The sequence below is a fragment of the Enterobacter sp. Taxon_8 genome (genome assembly GCF_058354585.1).
Genome location: NZ_CM177989.1, coordinates 942,881 through 961,311 on the forward strand (window position 1 = coordinate 942,881; position 18,431 = coordinate 961,311).

Annotated in this window: 18 protein-coding genes; 9 read left to right on the forward strand and 9 right to left on the reverse strand. The window is 59.6% G+C overall.

Annotated elements, in window-relative coordinates; all coding sequences use genetic code 11:
- Positions 1-7 precede the first annotated feature (7 nt).
- From AC4IBF_RS04520 to hycI, 4 genes are read left to right on the forward strand one after another with little or no spacing between them, the layout of a single operon-like run.
- Positions 8-550 carry a formate hydrogenlyase complex iron-sulfur subunit gene (locus AC4IBF_RS04520; RefSeq protein ID WP_133295042.1) on the forward strand — a complete coding sequence of 181 codons (543 nt, stop codon included), beginning with the start codon at positions 8-10 and terminating at the stop codon, positions 548-550.
- Positions 550-1,317: an NADH-quinone oxidoreductase subunit B family protein gene (locus AC4IBF_RS04525; protein WP_021241938.1), complete on the forward strand. Its 768-nt coding sequence runs from the start codon at positions 550-552 to the stop codon at positions 1,315-1,317. The genes AC4IBF_RS04520 and AC4IBF_RS04525 overlap by 1 nt, the downstream gene beginning before the upstream one ends.
- On the forward strand, positions 1,314-1,724 hold the full coding sequence (locus tag AC4IBF_RS04530; RefSeq protein ID WP_008499571.1) for a formate hydrogenlyase maturation HycH family protein: 411 nt from the start codon (positions 1,314-1,316) through the stop codon (positions 1,722-1,724). The genes AC4IBF_RS04525 and AC4IBF_RS04530 overlap by 4 nt, the downstream gene beginning before the upstream one ends.
- Positions 1,717-2,172 (forward strand): hydrogenase maturation peptidase HycI, encoded by a 456-nt coding sequence (gene hycI, locus AC4IBF_RS04535; RefSeq protein ID WP_136195141.1) that lies wholly within the window; start codon positions 1,717-1,719, stop codon positions 2,170-2,172. The genes AC4IBF_RS04530 and hycI overlap by 8 nt, the downstream gene beginning before the upstream one ends.
- A gap of 79 nt (positions 2,173-2,251) precedes the next feature.
- On the opposite strand, the gene AC4IBF_RS04540 is transcribed toward hycI, so the two are convergent.
- Together AC4IBF_RS04540 and ascF are read right to left on the reverse strand one after the other, a co-directional pair.
- Positions 2,252-3,676 carry a 6-phospho-beta-glucosidase gene (locus AC4IBF_RS04540; RefSeq protein ID WP_252093595.1) on the reverse strand — a complete coding sequence of 475 codons (1,425 nt, stop codon included), beginning with the start codon at positions 3,674-3,676 and terminating at the stop codon, positions 2,252-2,254.
- An 18-nt stretch (positions 3,677-3,694) separates the two neighbouring features.
- Positions 3,695-5,146: a PTS cellobiose/arbutin/salicin transporter subunit IIBC gene (ascF, locus tag AC4IBF_RS04545; protein WP_252093594.1), complete on the reverse strand. Its 1,452-nt coding sequence runs from the start codon at positions 5,144-5,146 to the stop codon at positions 3,695-3,697.
- A 214-nt stretch (positions 5,147-5,360) separates the two neighbouring features.
- Between ascF and AC4IBF_RS04550 the strand changes: the two genes are divergently transcribed.
- From AC4IBF_RS04550 to AC4IBF_RS04565, 4 genes are all read left to right on the forward strand, one after another.
- Positions 5,361-6,374 (forward strand): LacI family DNA-binding transcriptional regulator, encoded by a 1,014-nt coding sequence (locus tag AC4IBF_RS04550; RefSeq protein WP_248175188.1) that lies wholly within the window; start codon positions 5,361-5,363, stop codon positions 6,372-6,374.
- Positions 6,375-6,508: 134 nt separating this feature from the next.
- On the forward strand, positions 6,509-7,054 hold the full coding sequence (hydN, locus tag AC4IBF_RS04555) for an electron transport protein HydN (RefSeq protein ID WP_023308960.1): 546 nt from the start codon (positions 6,509-6,511) through the stop codon (positions 7,052-7,054).
- A 5-nt stretch (positions 7,055-7,059) separates the two neighbouring features.
- Positions 7,060-9,300, forward strand: a complete 2,241-nt coding sequence (hypF, locus tag AC4IBF_RS04560; RefSeq protein WP_491463170.1) for a carbamoyltransferase HypF — start codon at positions 7,060-7,062, stop codon at positions 9,298-9,300.
- The gene (locus AC4IBF_RS04565; protein ID WP_133295035.1) at positions 9,278-10,300 is read left to right on the forward strand and encodes a HoxN/HupN/NixA family nickel/cobalt transporter; all 1,023 of its coding nucleotides are present in this window, start codon (positions 9,278-9,280) and stop codon (positions 10,298-10,300) included. The genes hypF and AC4IBF_RS04565 overlap by 23 nt, the downstream gene beginning before the upstream one ends.
- A gap of 449 nt (positions 10,301-10,749) precedes the next feature.
- Here AC4IBF_RS04565 and norW read toward each other — a convergent pair whose 3' ends face one another.
- Complete coding sequence (norW, locus tag AC4IBF_RS04570) at positions 10,750-11,883, reverse strand: NADH:flavorubredoxin reductase NorW (protein ID WP_367896896.1); 1,134 nt, start codon at positions 11,881-11,883, stop codon at positions 10,750-10,752.
- Complete coding sequence (norV, locus tag AC4IBF_RS04575; RefSeq protein ID WP_133295033.1) at positions 11,880-13,325, reverse strand: anaerobic nitric oxide reductase flavorubredoxin; 1,446 nt, start codon at positions 13,323-13,325, stop codon at positions 11,880-11,882. The genes norW and norV overlap by 4 nt, the downstream gene beginning before the upstream one ends.
- A gap of 186 nt (positions 13,326-13,511) precedes the next feature.
- Between norV and norR the strand changes: the two genes are divergently transcribed.
- Positions 13,512-15,026, forward strand: coding sequence for a nitric oxide reductase transcriptional regulator NorR (gene norR, locus AC4IBF_RS04580; RefSeq protein WP_136195147.1), 1,515 nt, complete (start codon positions 13,512-13,514; stop codon positions 15,024-15,026).
- Here the strand turns inward: norR and gutQ are convergent.
- The 5 genes from gutQ to srlB form a co-directional block, all read right to left on the reverse strand.
- A complete protein-coding gene (gene gutQ, locus AC4IBF_RS04585; protein ID WP_491463171.1) occupies positions 15,023-15,988 on the reverse strand; it encodes an arabinose-5-phosphate isomerase GutQ in 966 nt (321 codons plus the stop codon). The genes norR and gutQ overlap by 4 nt on opposite strands.
- Positions 15,981-16,754, reverse strand: a complete 774-nt coding sequence (srlR, locus tag AC4IBF_RS04590; RefSeq protein WP_032640855.1) for a glucitol operon DNA-binding transcriptional repressor SrlR — start codon at positions 16,752-16,754, stop codon at positions 15,981-15,983. Before srlR ends, gutQ begins: the two co-directional genes overlap by 8 nt.
- A gap of 63 nt (positions 16,755-16,817) precedes the next feature.
- On the reverse strand, positions 16,818-17,177 hold the full coding sequence (gene gutM / locus AC4IBF_RS04595; protein ID WP_252093589.1) for a transcriptional regulator GutM: 360 nt from the start codon (positions 17,175-17,177) through the stop codon (positions 16,818-16,820).
- Positions 17,178-17,270: 93 nt separating this feature from the next.
- Positions 17,271-18,050: a sorbitol-6-phosphate dehydrogenase gene (gene srlD, locus AC4IBF_RS04600; protein ID WP_133295031.1), complete on the reverse strand. Its 780-nt coding sequence runs from the start codon at positions 18,048-18,050 to the stop codon at positions 17,271-17,273.
- 14 nt (positions 18,051-18,064) lie between these two features.
- Positions 18,065-18,427, reverse strand: coding sequence for a PTS glucitol/sorbitol transporter subunit IIA (srlB, locus tag AC4IBF_RS04605; protein WP_133295030.1), 363 nt, complete (start codon positions 18,425-18,427; stop codon positions 18,065-18,067).
- Between the last annotated feature and the right edge of the window lie 4 nt (positions 18,428-18,431).

Below are 18,431 nucleotides of genomic sequence, written 5' to 3' on the forward strand. Positions count from 1 at the left end.
ATTAGTCATGTTTACCTTTATCAAAAAAGCGATCAAAACCGGCACGCAAACCAGCAGCTATCCGCTGGAGCCGATGCCGGTGGATAAAAACTTTCGCGGCAAGCCGGAGCACAATCCGCAGCAGTGCATCGGCTGCGCGGCCTGCGTCAACTCCTGTCCGTCGAATGCCCTGACGGTGGAAACGGATCTCAAAACCGGCGAGCTGGCCTGGCAGTTTAACCTCGGGCGCTGTATCTTCTGCGGCCGCTGCGAGGAGGTCTGCCCGACGGTCGCCATTCGCCTGTCGCAGGAGTACGAGCTGGCGGTGTGGAAGAAAGAGGATTTTCTGCAGCAGTCGCGCTTTGAGCTGTGCAACTGCCGCGTCTGCAGGCGTCCGTTCGCCGTGCAGAAAGAGATCGACTACGCCATCGCGCTGCTGCAGCACAATGGCGACGCCCGCGCGGAGCATCACCGCGAAAGCTTTGAAACCTGCCCGGCGTGCAAGCGTCAGAAGTGCCTGCTGCCGTCCGACCGCATTGATATCACCCGCCACATGAGAGAGGCCAGCTGATGGAAAACCTACTGGGCCCGCGCGACGCTAACGGCATTCCGGTGCCGATGACGGTGGACGAATCCATCGCCAGCATGAAGGCGTCGCTGCTGAAAAAAATCAAACGCTCGGCCTACGTCTACCGCGTGGACTGCGGCGGCTGCAACGGCTGCGAGATCGAGATCTTCGCTACGCTGTCGCCGCTGTTTGACGCCGAGCGCTTCGGCATCAAGGTGGTACCGTCCCCGCGTCATGCGGACATCCTGCTGTTCACCGGGGCCGTCACCCGCGCCATGCGCTCGCCCGCGCTGCGCGCCTGGCAGTCCGCGCCGGACCCGAAAATCTGCATCTCGTACGGCGCCTGCGGCAACAGCGGCGGCATCTTCCACGACCTCTACTGTGTCTGGGGCGGCACCGACAAAATCGTGCCGGTGGACGTCTACATTCCGGGCTGTCCACCGACGCCCGCCGCTACGCTTTACGGCTTTGCCATGGCGCTCGGCCTGCTGGAGCAGAAAATCCACGCCCGCGAGCCGGGCGAGCTGGACAACCAGCCTGCCGCCATTCTGCACCCGGACATGGTGCAACCGCTGCGGGTGAAGGTCGACCGCACGGCGCGCAGGCTGGCGGGCTATCGCTACGGGCGTCAGATTGCCGATGACTATCTGCGCCTGCTGAGCCAGGGCGACCATCAGGTGGCGCGCTGGCTGGAGGCGGAAAACGATCCGCGCCTCAATGAGATCGTGGCGAACCTGAACAGCATCGTCGATGAGGCGCGAATCCGATGAGTGAAACGGTGGTGTTCAGTCAGCTGAGCCGTAAGTTTATTGATGAGAACGATGCCACGCCGGATGCGGCGCAGCAGGTGGTCTATTACAGCCTGGCGATTGGGCATCACCTCGGGGTGATTGACTGCCTGGAGGCCGCGCTGAGCTGCCCGTGGCCGGAATATCTGGCGTGGATCGCCACGCTGGAGGAGGGCAGCACGGCGCGGCGCAAGATGGAAGGCGTGCCGAAGTACGGCGAGATCGTGATCGATGTGAACCACATTGCCATGCTCGCCAACGCCTTTGACGCGGCGCTCGGCAGGCAAACCCCCGAGCAGCAGGCGTGGAGCAAAACGCTGCTCGGCATGCTGCATGATATTCATCAGGAGAGCGCCATCTACCTGATGGTGAGGAGATTACGTGACTGACGTTTTACTGTGTGTCGGCAACAGCATGATGGGCGACGACGGCGCGGGTCCGCTGCTGGCGGAGATGTGCGCCGCCAACCCGCAGGGCAGTTGGGTGGTCATTGACGGCGGCAGCGCGCCGGAAAACGACGTGGTCGCCATTCGCGAACTGCGTCCGGACAGGCTGTTAATCGTCGATGCCACCGATATGGGGCTCAACCCCGGCGAGATCCGCCTGATTGACCCGGACGACATCGCCGAGATGTTTATGATGACCACCCACAATATGCCGCTGAACTACCTTGTGGATCAGATCAAAGGTGACGTGGGCGAGGTGCTGTTTTTAGGGATCCAGCCGGACATTGTCGGGTTTTATTACCCGATGACGCCGCCAGTGAAGGCGGCGGTGGAGGAGGTGTATTCGCGGCTGGCGGGGTGGGTTGGGGATGGAGGGTTTTCTCCGCTCTGAGCAGTGCCGGGTGGCGGCTACGCCTTACCCGGCCTACAAAACCGTAGGCCCGGTAAGCGCAGCGCTACCGGGCAACTGGCTACGCCAGATCCGCCCCGTTACTCGCAATCACCTTCTTATACCATCCGAACGATTTCTTACGTTTCCGCTCCAGCGTGCCGTTCCCTGCGTCGTCGCGGTCAACGTACACAAACCCGTAGCGCTTGCTCATCTCGCCTGTTGAGGCCGAAACCAGGTCAATGCAGCCCCAGGTGGTGTAGCCCATCAGCGGCACGCCGTCCTCAATCGCATCGCCCATCGCGCGGATATGCTCGCGCAGATAGCTGATGCGGTAGTCGTCGTTAATCTCGCCGTTTTCATCAACGACATCTTTCGCCCCGAGGCCGTTTTCTACCAGGAACAGCGGCTTCTGGTAGCGGTCGTACATCATGTTCATGGTGATGCGCAGGCCGAGCGGGTCGATGCCCCAGCCCCATTCGCTCACCTGAATGTGCGGGTTGCGCAGGGATTTGACGATGTTCGCCGCATTGGTATTGTTCGCATTCATATCCGCCGAGGCGCAGCGCGAGGCGTAATAGCTGAACGAGACAAAGTCGACGGTATTTTTCAGCAGTTCGTCGTCGCCGGGATCTTTCACAATCACCACGCCTTTCTCGCGGAACACGCGGGCGGAGTAGGCCGGATAGCTGCCGCGCGCCTGCACGTCGATAAAGAACAGATTCTCGCGGTCTTTCTCCAGCGCCATCCACACGTCTTCCGGCTTGCAGGAGTACGGATAGAAATTCCCGCCCGCCAGCATGCAGCCGACCTGGTTTTCCGGGTTCACCTCGTGGGCAATTTTGGTCGCCAGCGCGCTCGCCACCAGCTCGTGGTGCGCGGCCTGGTATTTCACCTGGTCTTCGTTTTCGCCTTCCTCAAACACCAGTCCCGCCCCGGAGAACGGGCTGTGCAGCATGATGTTGATTTCGTTGAAGGTCAGCCAGTATTTCACCAGCCCGTTAAATTCCTCAAAGCAGGTGCGGGCGTAGCGGGCGAAGAAATCCACCATCTTGCGGTTGCGCCAGGATCCGTATTCCGTCACCAGGTGCATCGGCACGTCGAAGTGGCAGAGCGTCACCAGCGGCTCGATGTTGTATTTTTTGCACTCCTCGAACACCGCGCGGTAAAAGGCAATACCCTCTTTATTCGGCTGCGGTTCGTCGCCGTTCGGATAGAGGCGGCTCCAGGCGATCGAGGTGCGGAACACCGTAAAGCCCATCTCCGCCATCAGGGCGATGTCCTCTTTATAGCGATGGTAAAAATCAATCGCCTCGTGGCTCGGGTAGAATTCGTCGTCACGCAGCGAAAAACGCTTTTCCTTACCGAGCTTCACCGCCAGGCGGTTCGCGCCGTGGGGGATCATATCGACCGTCGTCAGCCCTTTGCCGCCCTCACGGTAAGCGCCTTCACTCTGGTTGGCGGCAAGCGCGCCGCCCCATAAAAATCCTTGTGGAAAAACAGACATTCTTACCTCGCTTTCAATTTATGCTTTTGCTGCGTTGTTCTGTACCGGTGCGGTCTGCAGGGCGCGCGCTTTTTCGGCGTCGCCTTCGACAGGAATATCCTCAAAGCCCAGTATCAGGGTCAGAACAAACGACAGCACCACTGCCAGACCCATCACGCCAAACACCCAGACGATGGTCATCGGGTTGGCCGGATCGAAGAACTGCACGCTGGTAAACAGCCCCGGTGCCGCCATCGAGTGGCTGGCAAGACCCGCGATACCGGCCACCGCGCCGCAGATAAAGCCGCTGATCAGGCTCGCAATCAGCGGGCGTTTCAGACGTATTGCGACGCCGTACAGGGCCGGTTCAGAGATCCCCGCCATGATGGCGGAGGCCGCCGCAGCCAGCGCCGTCTGGCGCAGCTCCGGGTTTTTGGTTTTCCACGCCACCGCCAGCGAAGAGCCGCCGAGCGACAGGTTGGCGCCAATTTCCGACGGCATCACCATCCCTTCTTTGCCCGTCTCGGCAATGGTCTGAATGATGGTCGGCGTAAACACGCGGTGCATGCCGGTCATGACCAGCAGCGGCCACAGCGCGCCCATGATGGCGACGGAGAGCCAGCCCAGGTAGCCGTGAATGGTGTAGACCAGCGCGGAGATGGCGCTACCGATCCAGATCCCCAGCGGGCCAATCAGCACGATGGCGAGCGGGGCGGCAATCAGCACGATCAGCATCGGCTTGAGGAAGTTTTTCGTCACCGCCGGGGTAATACGATCCACCCAGCGTTCGATGTATGACAGGCACCAGGTCATCACCAGCGCCGGGATGACGGTGTAGGTGTATTTCACCGCCGTCACCGGGATAAAGGCGAACTCAACGTGCTCACCCTGCGCGGCTTTTGCCATCAGCTCGATAAAGCTCGGGTGCACCAGCACGCCCGCAATGGCGATGGCCAGCGACATGTTGGTTTTGAATTTCACCGCCGCCGAGGCTGCCACCATCAGCGGCAGGAAGAAGAAGGCGCCGTCGCCGATGACGGTCAGAATAGTCAGCGTCGGCGCGCCTTTTGGCAGCACGCCGGTCATCTCAAGGATCATCGCCAGCAGCTTGACCATCGAGCCGCCGATGATCGCCGGGATCAGCGGGGACATGGTGCCGATCAGCGCGTCGAGGATCCCGGCGCCAATGCGGCGCAGCGTCAGTTTCTGCGGTCCTTCCGGCACTGCGGGCTGCAGTTCCGTGGGCAGCAGGCTTACCACTTCGCGGTACGCCTGTGACACCGTGTTGCCAATAATCACCTGGCACTGGTTGTCGTTGCGCACTACGCCAAGGACGCCGCTGATGCTTTTCAGGCGTGCGGCATCGGTGAGGGTTTCATCTTTCAGAACGAAACGTAGTCGCGTCATGCAGTGGGTGACGGCGATGATGTTCTCTTTGCCGCCCAGCGCGCTGATGACGTCGTTCGCCAGCGCAGCGTAATTTTTGGCCATCGGATGTGATCCTGTTATTGTTGTGAGAAATGTAGGAAACCGGTTCCACATAATCATCATTAGTTTCTATGAATGAAACAAGATCGCTTTTTGACCATTTTTTCGTTTCGTGATGCAGATCGCAATTGGGTATCGAAAGCGTGATTTCATCGCTGCGACAATTTTTTTGCAGTGCAGTACACTGCGCTCCATCAGATTCAGACGGAATAACAACATGACCACGATGCTGGAAGTGGCGAAGCGGGCAGGCGTTTCGAAAGCCACGGTATCCCGGGTGCTGTCGGGAAATGGCTACGTTAGCCAGGAAACCAAAGATCGGGTGTTTCAGGCCATTGAAGAGAGCGGCTATCGCCCGAATTTGCTGGCGCGAAACCTGGCTACCAAACGTACCCAGACGCTGGGCCTGGTGGTGACGAACACCCTTTATCACGGCGTCTACTTTAGCGAACTGCTGTTTCACGCCGCGCGCATGACGGAAGAAAAGGGGCGGCAGCTGATCCTCGCGGACGGCAAGCATAGCGCGGATGAAGAGCGCGAGGCGATCCAGTACCTGCTCGATATGCGCTGCGACGCGGTGATCATCTATCCGCGTTTTCTGAGCGTGGATGAAATGGATGAGATCGTCGAGAAGTGCGAGCAGCCCATAATGGTGCTCAACCGTCGCCTGCGGAAAAACAGCAGCCACAGCGTCTGGTCAGATCATAAAGCCTCCAGCCAGGACGCGGTGTCGCAGCTGATCGCGAAAGGGCACCGGGAAATCGCGTTTATCACCGGCTCGCTGGATTCTCCCACCGGGGTTGAGCGTCTCTCCGGCTACAAGGACGCGCTGGCGCAGCACGGTATTCCGCTGCGCGAGGGTCTGATTGCGCAGGGGAAGTGGAACCCCGCCAGCGGCGCGGCGGCGGTTGCCGAACTGCTTGCTCGCGGTGAACGCTTTACGGCGCTGGTGGCGAGTAATGACGACATGGCGATCGGCGCCATAAAGCAGCTGCACGACAGCGGCGTGACCGCACCGGACGCGGTGTCGGTGATCGGTTTCGACGACGTGGCCATCGCGCCCTACATCGTGCCGTCGCTTTCCAGCGTGCGTATTCCGGTGACGGAGATGATTAAAGAAACCATCAGCCGCCTGATCTTCATGCTCGACGGCGGCGAGTTTAAGTATCAACAAACCTTCTCCGGCGAGCTTGTCCTGCGTGACTCTGTAATTGACGGCCCACACCGCTGATGTCGACAGCCGTCATCGTCATAAGTGACGATGACGGCACCGCTTTAATTTTTAAAATCAAATAAAATCAATAAGTTAATTATTGGCACGGTTTATGAATATCTCCGCGCATAACTGTAATGCTGGAGAAGCAGATGAACCGTTTTATTATGGCCGATGCCAGTAAGTGTATTGGTTGCCGTACCTGTGAAGTGGCGTGCGTGGTTTCCCATCAGGCGGAGCAGGACTGCGCGTCGCTTACCCCTGACACCTTCCTGCCGCGCATCCACGTCATCAAAGGCGTGAATATTTCCACCGCCGCCATCTGTCGCCAGTGCGAAGACGCACCGTGCGCGAACGTCTGCCCGAACGGGGCGATTAAACGCGAGAAAGGCTTTGTGCACGTGATGCAGGAGCGCTGCATTGGCTGCAAAACCTGCGTGGTCGCCTGCCCGTATGGCGCGATGGAGGTGGTGGTCCGTCCGGTGGTGCGCAACAGCGGTATGGGGCTGAGCGTGCGGGCGGAGAAAGCCGAAGCCAACAAGTGCGACCTGTGCTACCACCGCGACGCCGGTCCGGCCTGCATGGAAGCCTGCCCGACGCACGCGCTGGTCTGCGTGGATCGCGACAAGCTTGAGCAGATGAGCGCCGAAAAGCGCCGTCGCGCGGCGTTCGACACCTCGTCATCACTGCTGTTCTGAACCGTATGAGCAGCAACGGCGTTCAGCTGCGCGTGCGCGGCAAAGTGCAGGGCGTAGGGTTTCGTCCCTTCGTCTGGCAGCTGGCGCAGGCGCTTCAGTTGACCGGTGACGTCTGCAATGACGGAGAGGGCGTGCTGGTGCGCCTCGCGGGTAATGGGGGGGCCTTTACCGCGAGGCTGCATCAGGACTGCCCGCCGCTGGCACGCATTGACCACGTGGAAATGCAGCCGTTTACCTGGGCGCACGTGCCGGAGGACTTTACCATCCGCCACAGCGCGGGCGGGGCGATGGACACCCAGATAGTGCCGGATGCCGCGACCTGTCCGGCATGTCTTGCTGAAATGCGCAACCCCGGCGAGCGCCGCTATCGCTACCCGTTTATCAACTGCACCCACTGCGGGCCGCGGTTCACCATTATTCGCGCCATGCCCTACGACCGCCCGGCCACGGCAATGGCGCCATTCCCGCTCTGTGTGCCGTGTGAAGCAGAGTACCGCAATCCTGCCGACCGCCGTTTTCACGCTCAGCCGGTAGCCTGCCCGGACTGCGGGCCCGCGCTGGAATGGCGCGCGGGCAACATCACGGCTGCCCGTGAGGCTGCGCTGCGCGCGGCGGTGGCGATGCTGAAAAGCGGCGGTATTGTCGCGGTTAAAGGGCTGGGTGGTTTTCATCTCGTCTGCGATGCGCGTAATCCGCAGGCGGTCGCGACGCTTCGGGCACGCAAACAGCGACCGTCTAAGCCGCTGGCGGTGATGATCCCGCATGCGGATGACCTGCCGGAGACGGTTCAGGCGCTGCTACGATCACCCGCTGCACCCATTGTGCTCACGCCAAAAGCCTGGCTGCCCGCGTTACCGGAAGGTATCGCGCCCGGTCTGGATTCCGTGGGCATCATGCTTCCTGCGAACCCGCTGCAGCATCTTTTGATGATGGACTGCCAGCGCCCGCTGGTGATGACTTCAGGTAACCTCAGCGGCAGACCGCCAGCCATCACCAACCGGCAGGCGCTGGATGAGCTCGGCGACGTCGCGGACGGCTTCCTGCTGCACAACCGCGATATCCTGCAGCGGATGGATGATTCGGTGATGGATCGCGACGGCACGATGCTTCGCCGCGCGCGCGGTTTTGTGCCCGATGCCGTTACGCTGCCTGCGGGTTTCGAGAATATCCCCGCCATGCTATGCACCGGCGCGGAGATGAAAAACACCTTCTGCCTGGCGCGTGGGAACCAGGCGGTGCTGAGCCAGCATTTTGGCGATCTCAGTGACGAGGGTGTCGAAGCGCAGTGGCGCAGCGCGCTCTCGACGATGCAGGAAATTTACGGCTTTCAGCCGGAGCGCATTGTATGCGATGCCCATCCGGGGTACCGCGTGCGTCAGTGGGCGCAGGTGCAGGGGCTGCCCGTTGAAACTGTCCTGCATCATCACGCCCACGCGGCTGCGTGCCTGGCGGAGAACGGCTGGCCACTCGACGGCGAAGACGCAATTGCCCTGACGCTGGACGGGATCGGCATGGGCGAGAACGGTGCGCTGTGGGGCGGGGAGTGCCTGCGGGTGAACTATCTCGCGTGCGAGCGTCTGGGCGGGCTGCCTGCCGTTGCGCTTCCGGGGGGCGATCTGGCGGCGCGGCAGCCGTGGCGCAATTTACTCGCCCACTGCCTGGCGTTTGTGCCTGACTGGCAGCAGTACCCTGAAACGCGTGCGGTACAGCGCCAGAACTGGCCGCTGCTGGCGACGGCGATCCGGCGTGGCATCAACGCGCCGCGAGCTTCTTCCTGTGGTCGCCTGTTTGACGCGGTTGCCTGTGCGCTCGGCATCGACACGCAGCGTTACGAAGGGGAAGCGGCCTGCCGGCTGGAAGCCCTGGCATCGCAGTGCACGGGTGTTGACCATCCGGTGACGCTGGAAGTGGATAACCTCGCGCAATTCTGGCTGCAGTGGCTGAGCTGGCAGGCGGAGCCCTGCGAGCGCGCGTGGGCATTTCACGACGCGCTGGCAAAAGGGCTGGCGCATCTTGCCGCGTTCCATGCCCGACGCCTGTCGCTGTCGACAATCTGTCTCAGCGGCGGCGTGCTGCACAACCGTCTGCTGCGCGCGCGCCTGCGTCATTATCTTTCTGACTTTACGCTTCTTTTTCCTTCGCACCTGCCCGCAGGTGACGGAGCGATCTCCTTCGGGCAGGCGGTGGTCGCCGCTGCCCGGTCATGTTTACAAAGGACTAAAAATGTTACGACTGTTACGCAATGAACCTCGCGCCGCGCTTCTGCTGCTGGCTCTGGTAATGGCAAACCTGCTGGCCTGGGGATGGGCATGGCAGACCTTTAGCGGCAGCACGGCGCTGATGGCCGCCAGCCTGCTGGCGTGGTGCTACGGGCTGCGTCACGCGGTGGACGCCGACCACATTGCCGCCATTGATACCGTGACGCGTAAGATGATGCAGCAGGGCAAACGCCCGTCCGGCGTAGGGGCGTGGTTCTCGCTGGGACACTCCACCATCGTGGTGCTGGCCTCCATTGCTATTGCCGCCACCGCCACGGCGTTTCAGAAAAACATGGAATGGTTCCACGAAACCGGCAGCCTGATTGGCACCGCCGTTTCCGCCTCCTTCCTGCTGGCGATGGCGCTGGTGAACATGGTGATCCTGCGCGGAGTCTGGCGCAGTTTTCAGGCGCTGAAAAAAGGCCAGCCGGTGCAGGGCGACATCACGCTGCCTGCCCAGGGCGGCGTCATGAACTGGCTGTTTGGCAAAACCTTCCGCCTCGTCAATAAAAGCTGGCAGATGTATCTGGTGGGTTTCCTGTTCGGTCTCGGCTTTGACACGGCCACCGAGATTGGCGTGCTGGGGATCTCTGCCGCTAGCGCCTCCAGCGGGATGTCGGTGTGGTCAATCATGATCTTTCCTGCACTCTTCGCCAGCGGCATGGCGCTGGTGGATACCCTCGATAACCTGCTGATGGTCGGCGCCTACGGCTGGGCGTTTAACAAGCCGCAGCGCAAGCTCTACTACAACATGACCATCACCGGCACCTCCGTGGTGGTGGCGCTGTTTATCGGCGGGCTGGAAGCGCTGGGTCTGCTGATGGACAAATTTGCCCTCAGCGGCGGCGTGTGGGATCTGATTGGCACGGTAAACGACAACCTGGGCAACGCCGGGTTTGTGGTTGTCGGGCTGTTCGTTGCCTGCTGGCTGATCTCCATGGTCAACTACCGCTGGCGCGGCTACGACGCGCTGGTGGTGCGTTCCTGATCCGGCTCCTGCACAGCGTAACCTCCGCGACTTCCTCAATGGCTGGCGCATAGCAGCATACCGATAAAAAATGCTGAAAATATAGGACTTTTGCGGAATAAAATATATTCCGCATTCTTCGCTTGTGTGAAATAGCGAGAAAGATAATTGAGTTATTTATAAAAATTCGCCATGATTTACCTCCGGCTGCTCATATCTTTTCAGGCTGGGGCGGGCGTTAATAATAAATCGAGATGATGTTTTTAAGCTTTTCCACATTAAAGTATTTACGAAAATAATAAATAAGGGATTGATAGCGATGATATATCTGCTTTGCATTTATTTTATGAATAGGATTCGTAAAAAAAAGCTCCGGGATATCGGGGCGGTGAATAATAATATCCAAAGGTTAAGTAAGCATGACCCTTTTGCAGGCCGGGTAGGCGAAGCGCCACCCGGCAAAAACAGGGTTAAGCAGGTAGCAATTTCAGCAGAGCGAAAGCCTCCTTCATCCGATCTTCACTGACCACAAAAGCGCGTAGTTGACCCTCGTTGTCTACGCCATGCGCGACCATTCCCTGCTGTTCGAGGGTTATTTTCCAGCTCAGATCCTGACGCTGCGTTTCACCTGCGAGATGCAGCGGTAATTCCGGCGTTTTTACTTTAATTAGCATGGCGGGTAATTTCAGCGGCGCGCTGCCGCCGAGCAGGTTTTTAGCAAGATACATCGCGCTTAATTGGATTGGCTGTAAAAAGGGAAGTACCTGACCATTAATTTCAGCGCAGTCTCCTAACGCGTAAATATCAGGTTGCGTGGTTTGCAGATAGCTATTTACCTTCACGCCACGCTGTATTTCGGCGCCTGCGCGATGCGCCAGCGCGGTTTCCGGGCGCAGGCCCGTCGCCGCGATAACCGCATCGACCTCAACGCTGCGGTTGCGGTCGAGCATGGCACGAATGCCGCCTTCGGTTTTACTCAGGCTTTGCAGCTGCGATTTCAACAGCAGATGTACCCCCATGGCGGTCAGATGATGCTGTAAGCGACTGCTTACTTCTGCGGGCATCAGCGACGACAGAATGCTCGCCGCATGGTCGACCAGAGTCACGGATTTTCCCGCCCGGCAGAAATCCATCGCCAGCTCGGTGCCTATCAGCCCGCCGCCGACAATCATCACGCGCTGCGCGTCGCGAAGCCCCGTTTCGCTGGCCTGATACTCCTGCTGGCTGTTGAGGGTGATTATCAGCTCGCGGCCCTCAATCGGCGGCACAAACGCAGAGGCACCCGTGGCAAGCACCAGCCTGTCGTACTGCCAGGTTTTCTCTGTCGCTTTCACAACGTGAGCGGCGGCGTCGATGTCGGTGACCCAGGTGTACGGGAACAGGCGCAGGTTAAACAGCTCGGCGAACTCCCCCGCCGTCTGGCGGGTGAGATCTTCGGCGCGCTGATTCTGACTAATCACGTGGCTTAAGTCAGGCTTGTTGTACTCGTCCATGCTGTCGGCGGCAATCACCGTCAGCGGCACGCTGGCGTCCTGTTTGCGGATGTTTTTCACCAGCTGACGGGCGGCAAAGCCCGAGCCGATGATGACGATGCCGTGGCTCATTTTGCCTCCGTTGCCAGTTCATCAAAAACGTCTTTCCCGAGGGAACATTCCGGGCAGAGGAAGTTGTCCGGCACGTCACTCCACGGCGTACCCGGCGCAACGTCCTGCAGCGGCTCGCCCAGCTCAGGGTCGTAGATCCACTGGCAGACGCTGCACTGCATGCGCGGGCCGAGGTCGGCGGCAGCCGCAGCGGCGCAGGCACAGGTGCCCTGCTGTTCGACCGGTTTCGCTGCTTGCGGAAGCGGTGCAAGCGCCCACTGCCGCGCAATGTCGCGGCCGTGCTGGCGGCAGATCTCCAGGGCGTCGATATCCGGTCGCCATTTGGCTTTAAGGCTGAGGGACATCTCAAAACCGGCATCCTGTAAACGGGTGGAAAGGCGGTCTACCGCGCCGCCGCTCCAACCGTGGGAGCCAAAGGCGCTGGCGCGCTTGTTACGGAAGCGCAGGCCGGTCATCTCTTCCACCAGACCGGCAACTTTCGGCATCATTACGTTGTTCATGGTGGAGGTGCCCACCAGCACGCCCTTAGAGCGGAACACGTTGGTCAATACCTCGTTCTTATCGCTGCGCGCCACGTTGAAGATTTTCACCGCCACGTTCGGGTCCACTTCGTTGATGCCCTGGGCAATGGCGTCCGCCATCATGCGGGTGTTGTTGGACATGGTGTCGTAGAAAATCGTAATGCGGTCTTCCTGATAGTCCGCCGCCCATTTCAGGTACAGCTCCACAATCTGGGTGGGATTTTCACGCCACACCACGCCGTGAGAGGTAGCAATCATCTCCACCGGCAGATTAAAGCCGAGGATCTCGGTGATTTTAGGCGTCACCAGGCGGCTGAACGGGGTAAGGATGTTGGCGTAGTACCGCTGGCACTGTTCGAACAGTTCGGTCTGATCCACTTCGTCATTAAACAGGCGTTCGTCGCAGTAGTGCTGGCCGAAGGCATCGTTGCTGAACAGCACCGCGTCGCCGGTCATGTAGGTCATCATGCTGTCCGGCCAGTGCAGCATCGGCGTTTCCACGAAGATCAGCTGCTTGCCGTTGCCGATATCCAGCGCGTCGCCGGTTTTCACGGTGTGGAAATTCCACTCCGGATGGTGGTGGTGGCCGTTGATCGAGTCGATGGCGTTGGTGGTGCAGTAGATCGGCGTGTTCGGGATGTAAGACATCAGCTCGGTCAGCGCGCCGGCGTGATCTTCTTCCGCGTGGTTGATGATGATGTAGTCGATGGCGTCCAGGTCGATTTCGCTGCGCAGGTTCTGCACGAACTCGCGGCTGAACTTGTGATCGACGGTATCGATCAGCACGTTTTTTTCTTCGCGGATGAGATAGCTATTGTAGCTGCTGCCGCGCAGCGTTTTGTATTCCGTCCCGTGGAAATCGCGCACTTCCCAGTCACGTTGACCCACCCAATGAATGTTATTTTTAACCAGAATAGACATAGCAACCTCTACGTAATACAGCATTTTCAAATAAGATGATTTGCTTATATCAAGTTGCGTGCCAGTTTTTAATTATTTGATTTTAATGAATTAATGTTGCCGTGCCTCGTAGTGGGTAGTCATTATGACTATCAAAAGAAGTGTCAATATGACAACATGCTTTGTCAAAATGACAGCGAGGTCACTATGAGCTTTTCCGTAGACGTGCTGGCGAAGATCGCCATTGAGCTGCAGACCGGTATCGGCCATCAGGACCGCTTTCAGCGGCTGATCTCCACGCTGCGCCACGTGCTTGAGTGCGATGCGTCCGCACTGCTGCGCTACGAGGGGCGGCAGTTTATTCCGCTGGCTATCGACGGGCTGGCGAAGGACGTGCTCGGACGGCGTTTTACCCTTGAGGGCCATCCGCGTCTGGAAACTATCGCCCGCGCGGGTGACGTGGTGCGCTTTCCGGCGGACAGCGATCTGCCCGACCCGTACGATGGGCTTATTCCCGGCCAGGAGAGCCTGAAGGTGCACGCCTGTATCGGCCTGCCTTTATTTGCCGGACAAAATCTGATTGGCGCGTTGACCCTCGACGGCCTTTCGCCGGACCAGTTCGATGCCTTTAGCGACGAAGAGCTGCGCCTGATTGCCGCCCTGGCCGCCGGGGCGCTTAACAACGCGCTGCTGATTGAACAGCTTGAGATCCAGAATATCCTTCCCGGCAGCCCGGCGGCGTTTGAGCAGGTCACGCATACGGAGATGATTGGCCTCTCTCCGGGCATGGCGCAGCTCAAAAAAGAGATTGAGATCGTTGCCGCTTCCGATTTGAACGTGCTGATCTTCGGGGAGACCGGCACTGGCAAGGAGCTGGTGGCGAAGTCCATTCACGAAGCGTCGCCGCGCGCGGTGAACCCGCTGGTGTACCTCAACTGCGCCGCGCTGCCGGAAAGCGTGGCGGAAAGCGAGCTGTTTGGTCACGTTAAAGGGGCGTTTACCGGGGCCATCAGCAACCGCAGCGGCAAGTTCGAAATGGCCGATAACGGCACGCTGTTTCTGGACGAAATCGGCGAGCTCTCCCTGTCGCTGCAGGCCAAGCTGCTGCGCGTACTGCAGTACGGCGACATCCAGCGCGTGGGGGATGACCGCAGCCACAGAGTGGACGTTCGCGTGCTGGCGGCCACCAACCGTGACCTGCGTGAAGCGGTGCTGGCAGGGCAGTTCCGCGCCGACCTGTTCCATCGCCTGAGCGTGTTCCCGCTTACCGTGCCGCCGCTGCGCGAGCGCGGGGACGACGTGGTGCTGCTGGCGGGCTTTTTCTGCGAGCAGTGCCGTCTCAGGATGGGGCTTTCCCGCGTGGTGCTGAGCCCGGGTGCGAGGTCGCATCTGCTAAGCTACGGCTGGCCGGGCAACGTGCGCGAGCTGGAGCATGCGATCCACCGCGCGGTGGTGCTGGCGCGGGCGACGCGTTCGGGAGATGAGGTGGTAATTCATGCGCGGCATTTTGCACTGCATGAGGAAACTGCCCCGACCGTGAAGGCTGCTGCGCCTGAGAGCGCAAACGAGAATCTGCGCGAGGCGACGGAAGAATTCCAGCGTCGGATGATTACCCGCGCGCTGGAGCAGAATAACCGCAGCTGGGCGGCGTGCGCGCGGGCGCTGGAGATGGACGTCGCCAACCTGCACCGGCTGGCGAAGCGTCTGGGACTGAAGGGTTAGATAATGCCGGCCTGATAGAAATCCTGCAGGTTGATGGCGCCGCACAGCCTGCCGGTGTCATCCACCACCGGTGCGGCGGTGATTTTGCGCTTCATCAGCACCTCTTTGGCTTCAATGGCGCGGCTCTCGGCGTTCAGCGTCAGCCCCCCTTTGGTCATGGCGTCCGACACTTGGGTTTCCAGCCTGCCGCCGCCCACCAGCCAGCGGCGCAGGTCGCCGTCGGTGAACACGCCTTTGACGTACCCGTCGTCATCGCTCACCGCCACCAGCCCCAGACCGGTGCGGCTGAGCTCCAGCATCGCGTCCATGACGCTGGTATTGAGTTTGACCTGCGGAATAGCATCGTCGGTGCGCATCAGGTGGTGAACCTTGTTGAGCAGGCGTGCCCCGAGCGCCCCCGCCGGATGCGAGCGGGCGAAATCTTCTTCGTTAAACCCGCGCGCCTGCATCACCGCCATCGCCAGCGCGTCGCCCATCATCAGGGTATTCACGGTGCTGGAGGTCGGGGCGAGGTGCATCGGACAGGCTTCACGCTCAACGGAAATATCCAGCGTCGCTTTGGCGGCCAGCGCCAGCGGCGAGCGGGATTTCCCGGTCACCGCCAGCAGGGCAACCGATTTTTCCTGCAGGCGCGGAATAATGAGATCCAGCTCTTTGGCCGAACCGGAGTAGGAGATAAACAGCATCACGTCGCGGCTTTCTATCATCCCCAGATCGCCGTGCAGCGCCTCTGCCGGATGCACGAAGAAGGCCGGGGTGCCGGTGCTGGCGAGCGTCGCAGCAATCTTTTTGCCGATATGGCCGGATTTACCGATGCCCGCCACGATCACTTTGCCTTCGCAGTGGATAATGGTGTTGGCAGCGCGGACAAAATCCTCGCCCAGACGTTCCGGCAGGCGGCTGGCTTCCTGCAGCTCCAGCATCAGCGTCTGGCGGCCCGTTTCTAACAGAAAATCACTCATCTCTCTCTCCGGTTACGATCACGTCGATTCCTTTCTCTTCCAGCGCTTTTTTGAACGCCGGGTCGATACCCGCGTCGGTAATCAGCTTATCGACGCTTTCAAGGCTACAGACAATGTTGGGGCTTTTGCGGCCAAACTTCGACGAGTCGGCCATCAAAATCACTTCCCGTGCAGCGTTACACATGGCTTTACTGACGCTGAACACCTCGTTGAACGTCGTAACGCCGGCGTTCAGGTCGATGCCGTCGGTGCCCATAAACAGCTTATCAAAGCTGAAGTGGTCGAAGGCATTTTCCGCCAGCTGACCGTGAAACGACGCCGATTTTTTGCGGAAGGTGCCGCCGGGCATCAGGATGGTCTGCTCGCTGTCGAACTCCGACAGGGCGTTGACGATGTGCAGGCTGTTGGTCATCACCGTGATGTTATTAAAGCGGCTGAGCAGCGGGATCATCTGCAGAACGGTACTGCCTGCATCCAGAATGATGGAGTCGCCATCGTGGATAAATTTTACGGCGGCTTCGGCTATCAGCGCTTTCTGGTGGGTGTTGATCAGCGTTTTGTGATCGATAGGCGGGTCCGCTTCATCCTTATTGAGCACCACGCCGCCGTAGGTTCGAATGACGGCGCCAGAGTTTTCGAGCAATACCAGATCCTTGCGTATCGTCGTGCCGGTGGTGTCAAAGTAGTGGGCCAGATCCTCTACCGAACATTTTCCCTGCTTTTGCAGATGTTCAAGAATGGCCGCCTGCCGCTGACGAGGTTTCATAGGCGCTTCGTTCCTTAGGTTGCGAAATGATAATTTCGCAAGTCTATAGCTTTCACAACGAAATTATCCATGTTTCAGATTAAGCGCTAATGATAGTGCATTCTGACAGAGTGGATCATGGGGAAAGATCACATCAGGCTGCAATTCCTGCAACGAAATGCCGTTAATTGCCTGGATTTTCACCGGACGGGCAAAGACGGTCATGCCGCGCATGAGCAGTGAATCGCAGACGTTATTGTTTTCATCCAGCGCAATAGCCACGACGACCCGCGGTTTGAAGCGTCCGCCGGAACGTCCGACCCCGACGCGACCTTTCTGACACAGGGCATCAAACGCGCGGTTAAACCGATGGATTTGCCAGCCGCCGAACGCCATCTGGCAGAGCCAGGCGAGGGCGGCAACGGTGATGAGTGCGGTGACCATATCGGCTCCTTTAATTGCCGGGTGGCGGCTGCGCCTTACCCGGCCTACGTGGTGTTGTAGCCCCGGTAAGCGCAGCGCCACCGGGGAATGAACTCAGAACATGACCTGCCCACCGGTGACGTTAATCGACTGCCCGGTGCAGTACGAGGCTTTCGGGCTGGCGTAAAACAGCAGCATGTTCAACACGTCCTGATAATCGCACCCGCGCTTCAGCGGCACTTTATCGATGTAGTACTGCTCCACTTCTTCCGCCTTGATGCCGAGCTTGGTAGCGTACTGCGGCAGCAGGGACTGGAACATCGGCGATTTCAGCAGGTTGCCCAGCATCAGCGAATGCACGGTAATGCCGTACTCGGCCAGATCCAGCGCCAGAGACTGCGTCAGCCCCACGCCGCCAAACTTCGCCGCGCTGTAGCCGGAGTTGTGCTTGCTGCCCACTTTTCCTGATTTGGAGTTGATCTGAATGATGCGTCCCTGAATGCCGTCGCGGATCATCAGACGGGAAAACTCGCGGGCGCAGAGGAAATAGCCCACCAGATTGATCTGCAGCGAGCGGTCAAAATCCCCCAGTTCGAAATCGCTGATAAAGGCCGCTTTCGCAATTCCCGCGCTGTAGACCAGCAGATCGGTACGCCCAAAAATCTCGTCCACGCCGCAGGCCAGCGCCATCACGCTCTGTTCGCTAGTGGCGTCGGCGCCAAACCCGTACGCCATCCCTTCACCAAACTCGGTGTTAATGGTGTCCGCCACGCGGGCGGCTTTTTCACTCTGAATGTCCACTACCGCCACGCGGTAGCCCTCTGCGGCAAGCCCACGGCAGAGGAACTCACCTAAGGTTTGTCCTCCACCAATGACAACGGCAACCTGACTCATGTGTTTCTCCTTAATTACGCAACAAATTTTAACGTGCAGCCTGGGGTGACAGCCTGCGGAACCGGGCCCGCTACGTGAACCGTGCCGGGATATTCGGCCTGCGGCTGGCCGTCGAAACGCAGGGTGATGTGGCCCAGTTCGCGCAGGTTTTGCTCGGCCACGTCGCCGACGGCGGTCACGGCATAGCGCGCCTCGCCCAGCTCAAGCTGGCTACCGGCCTTCAGCTCACCGCTCAGCTCGCCGTGGCAGTGGATAAAACAAAACTCTTCGATATCCGCAGGCGCCCCTTCGCGGAAGGTGATCAGCATCTGGTCGCTCAGCGCGTCGGCGGCGCTCTGGCCAATGCGGGTAATGGTGGTCTGGTAAATCACGGTCATTGCA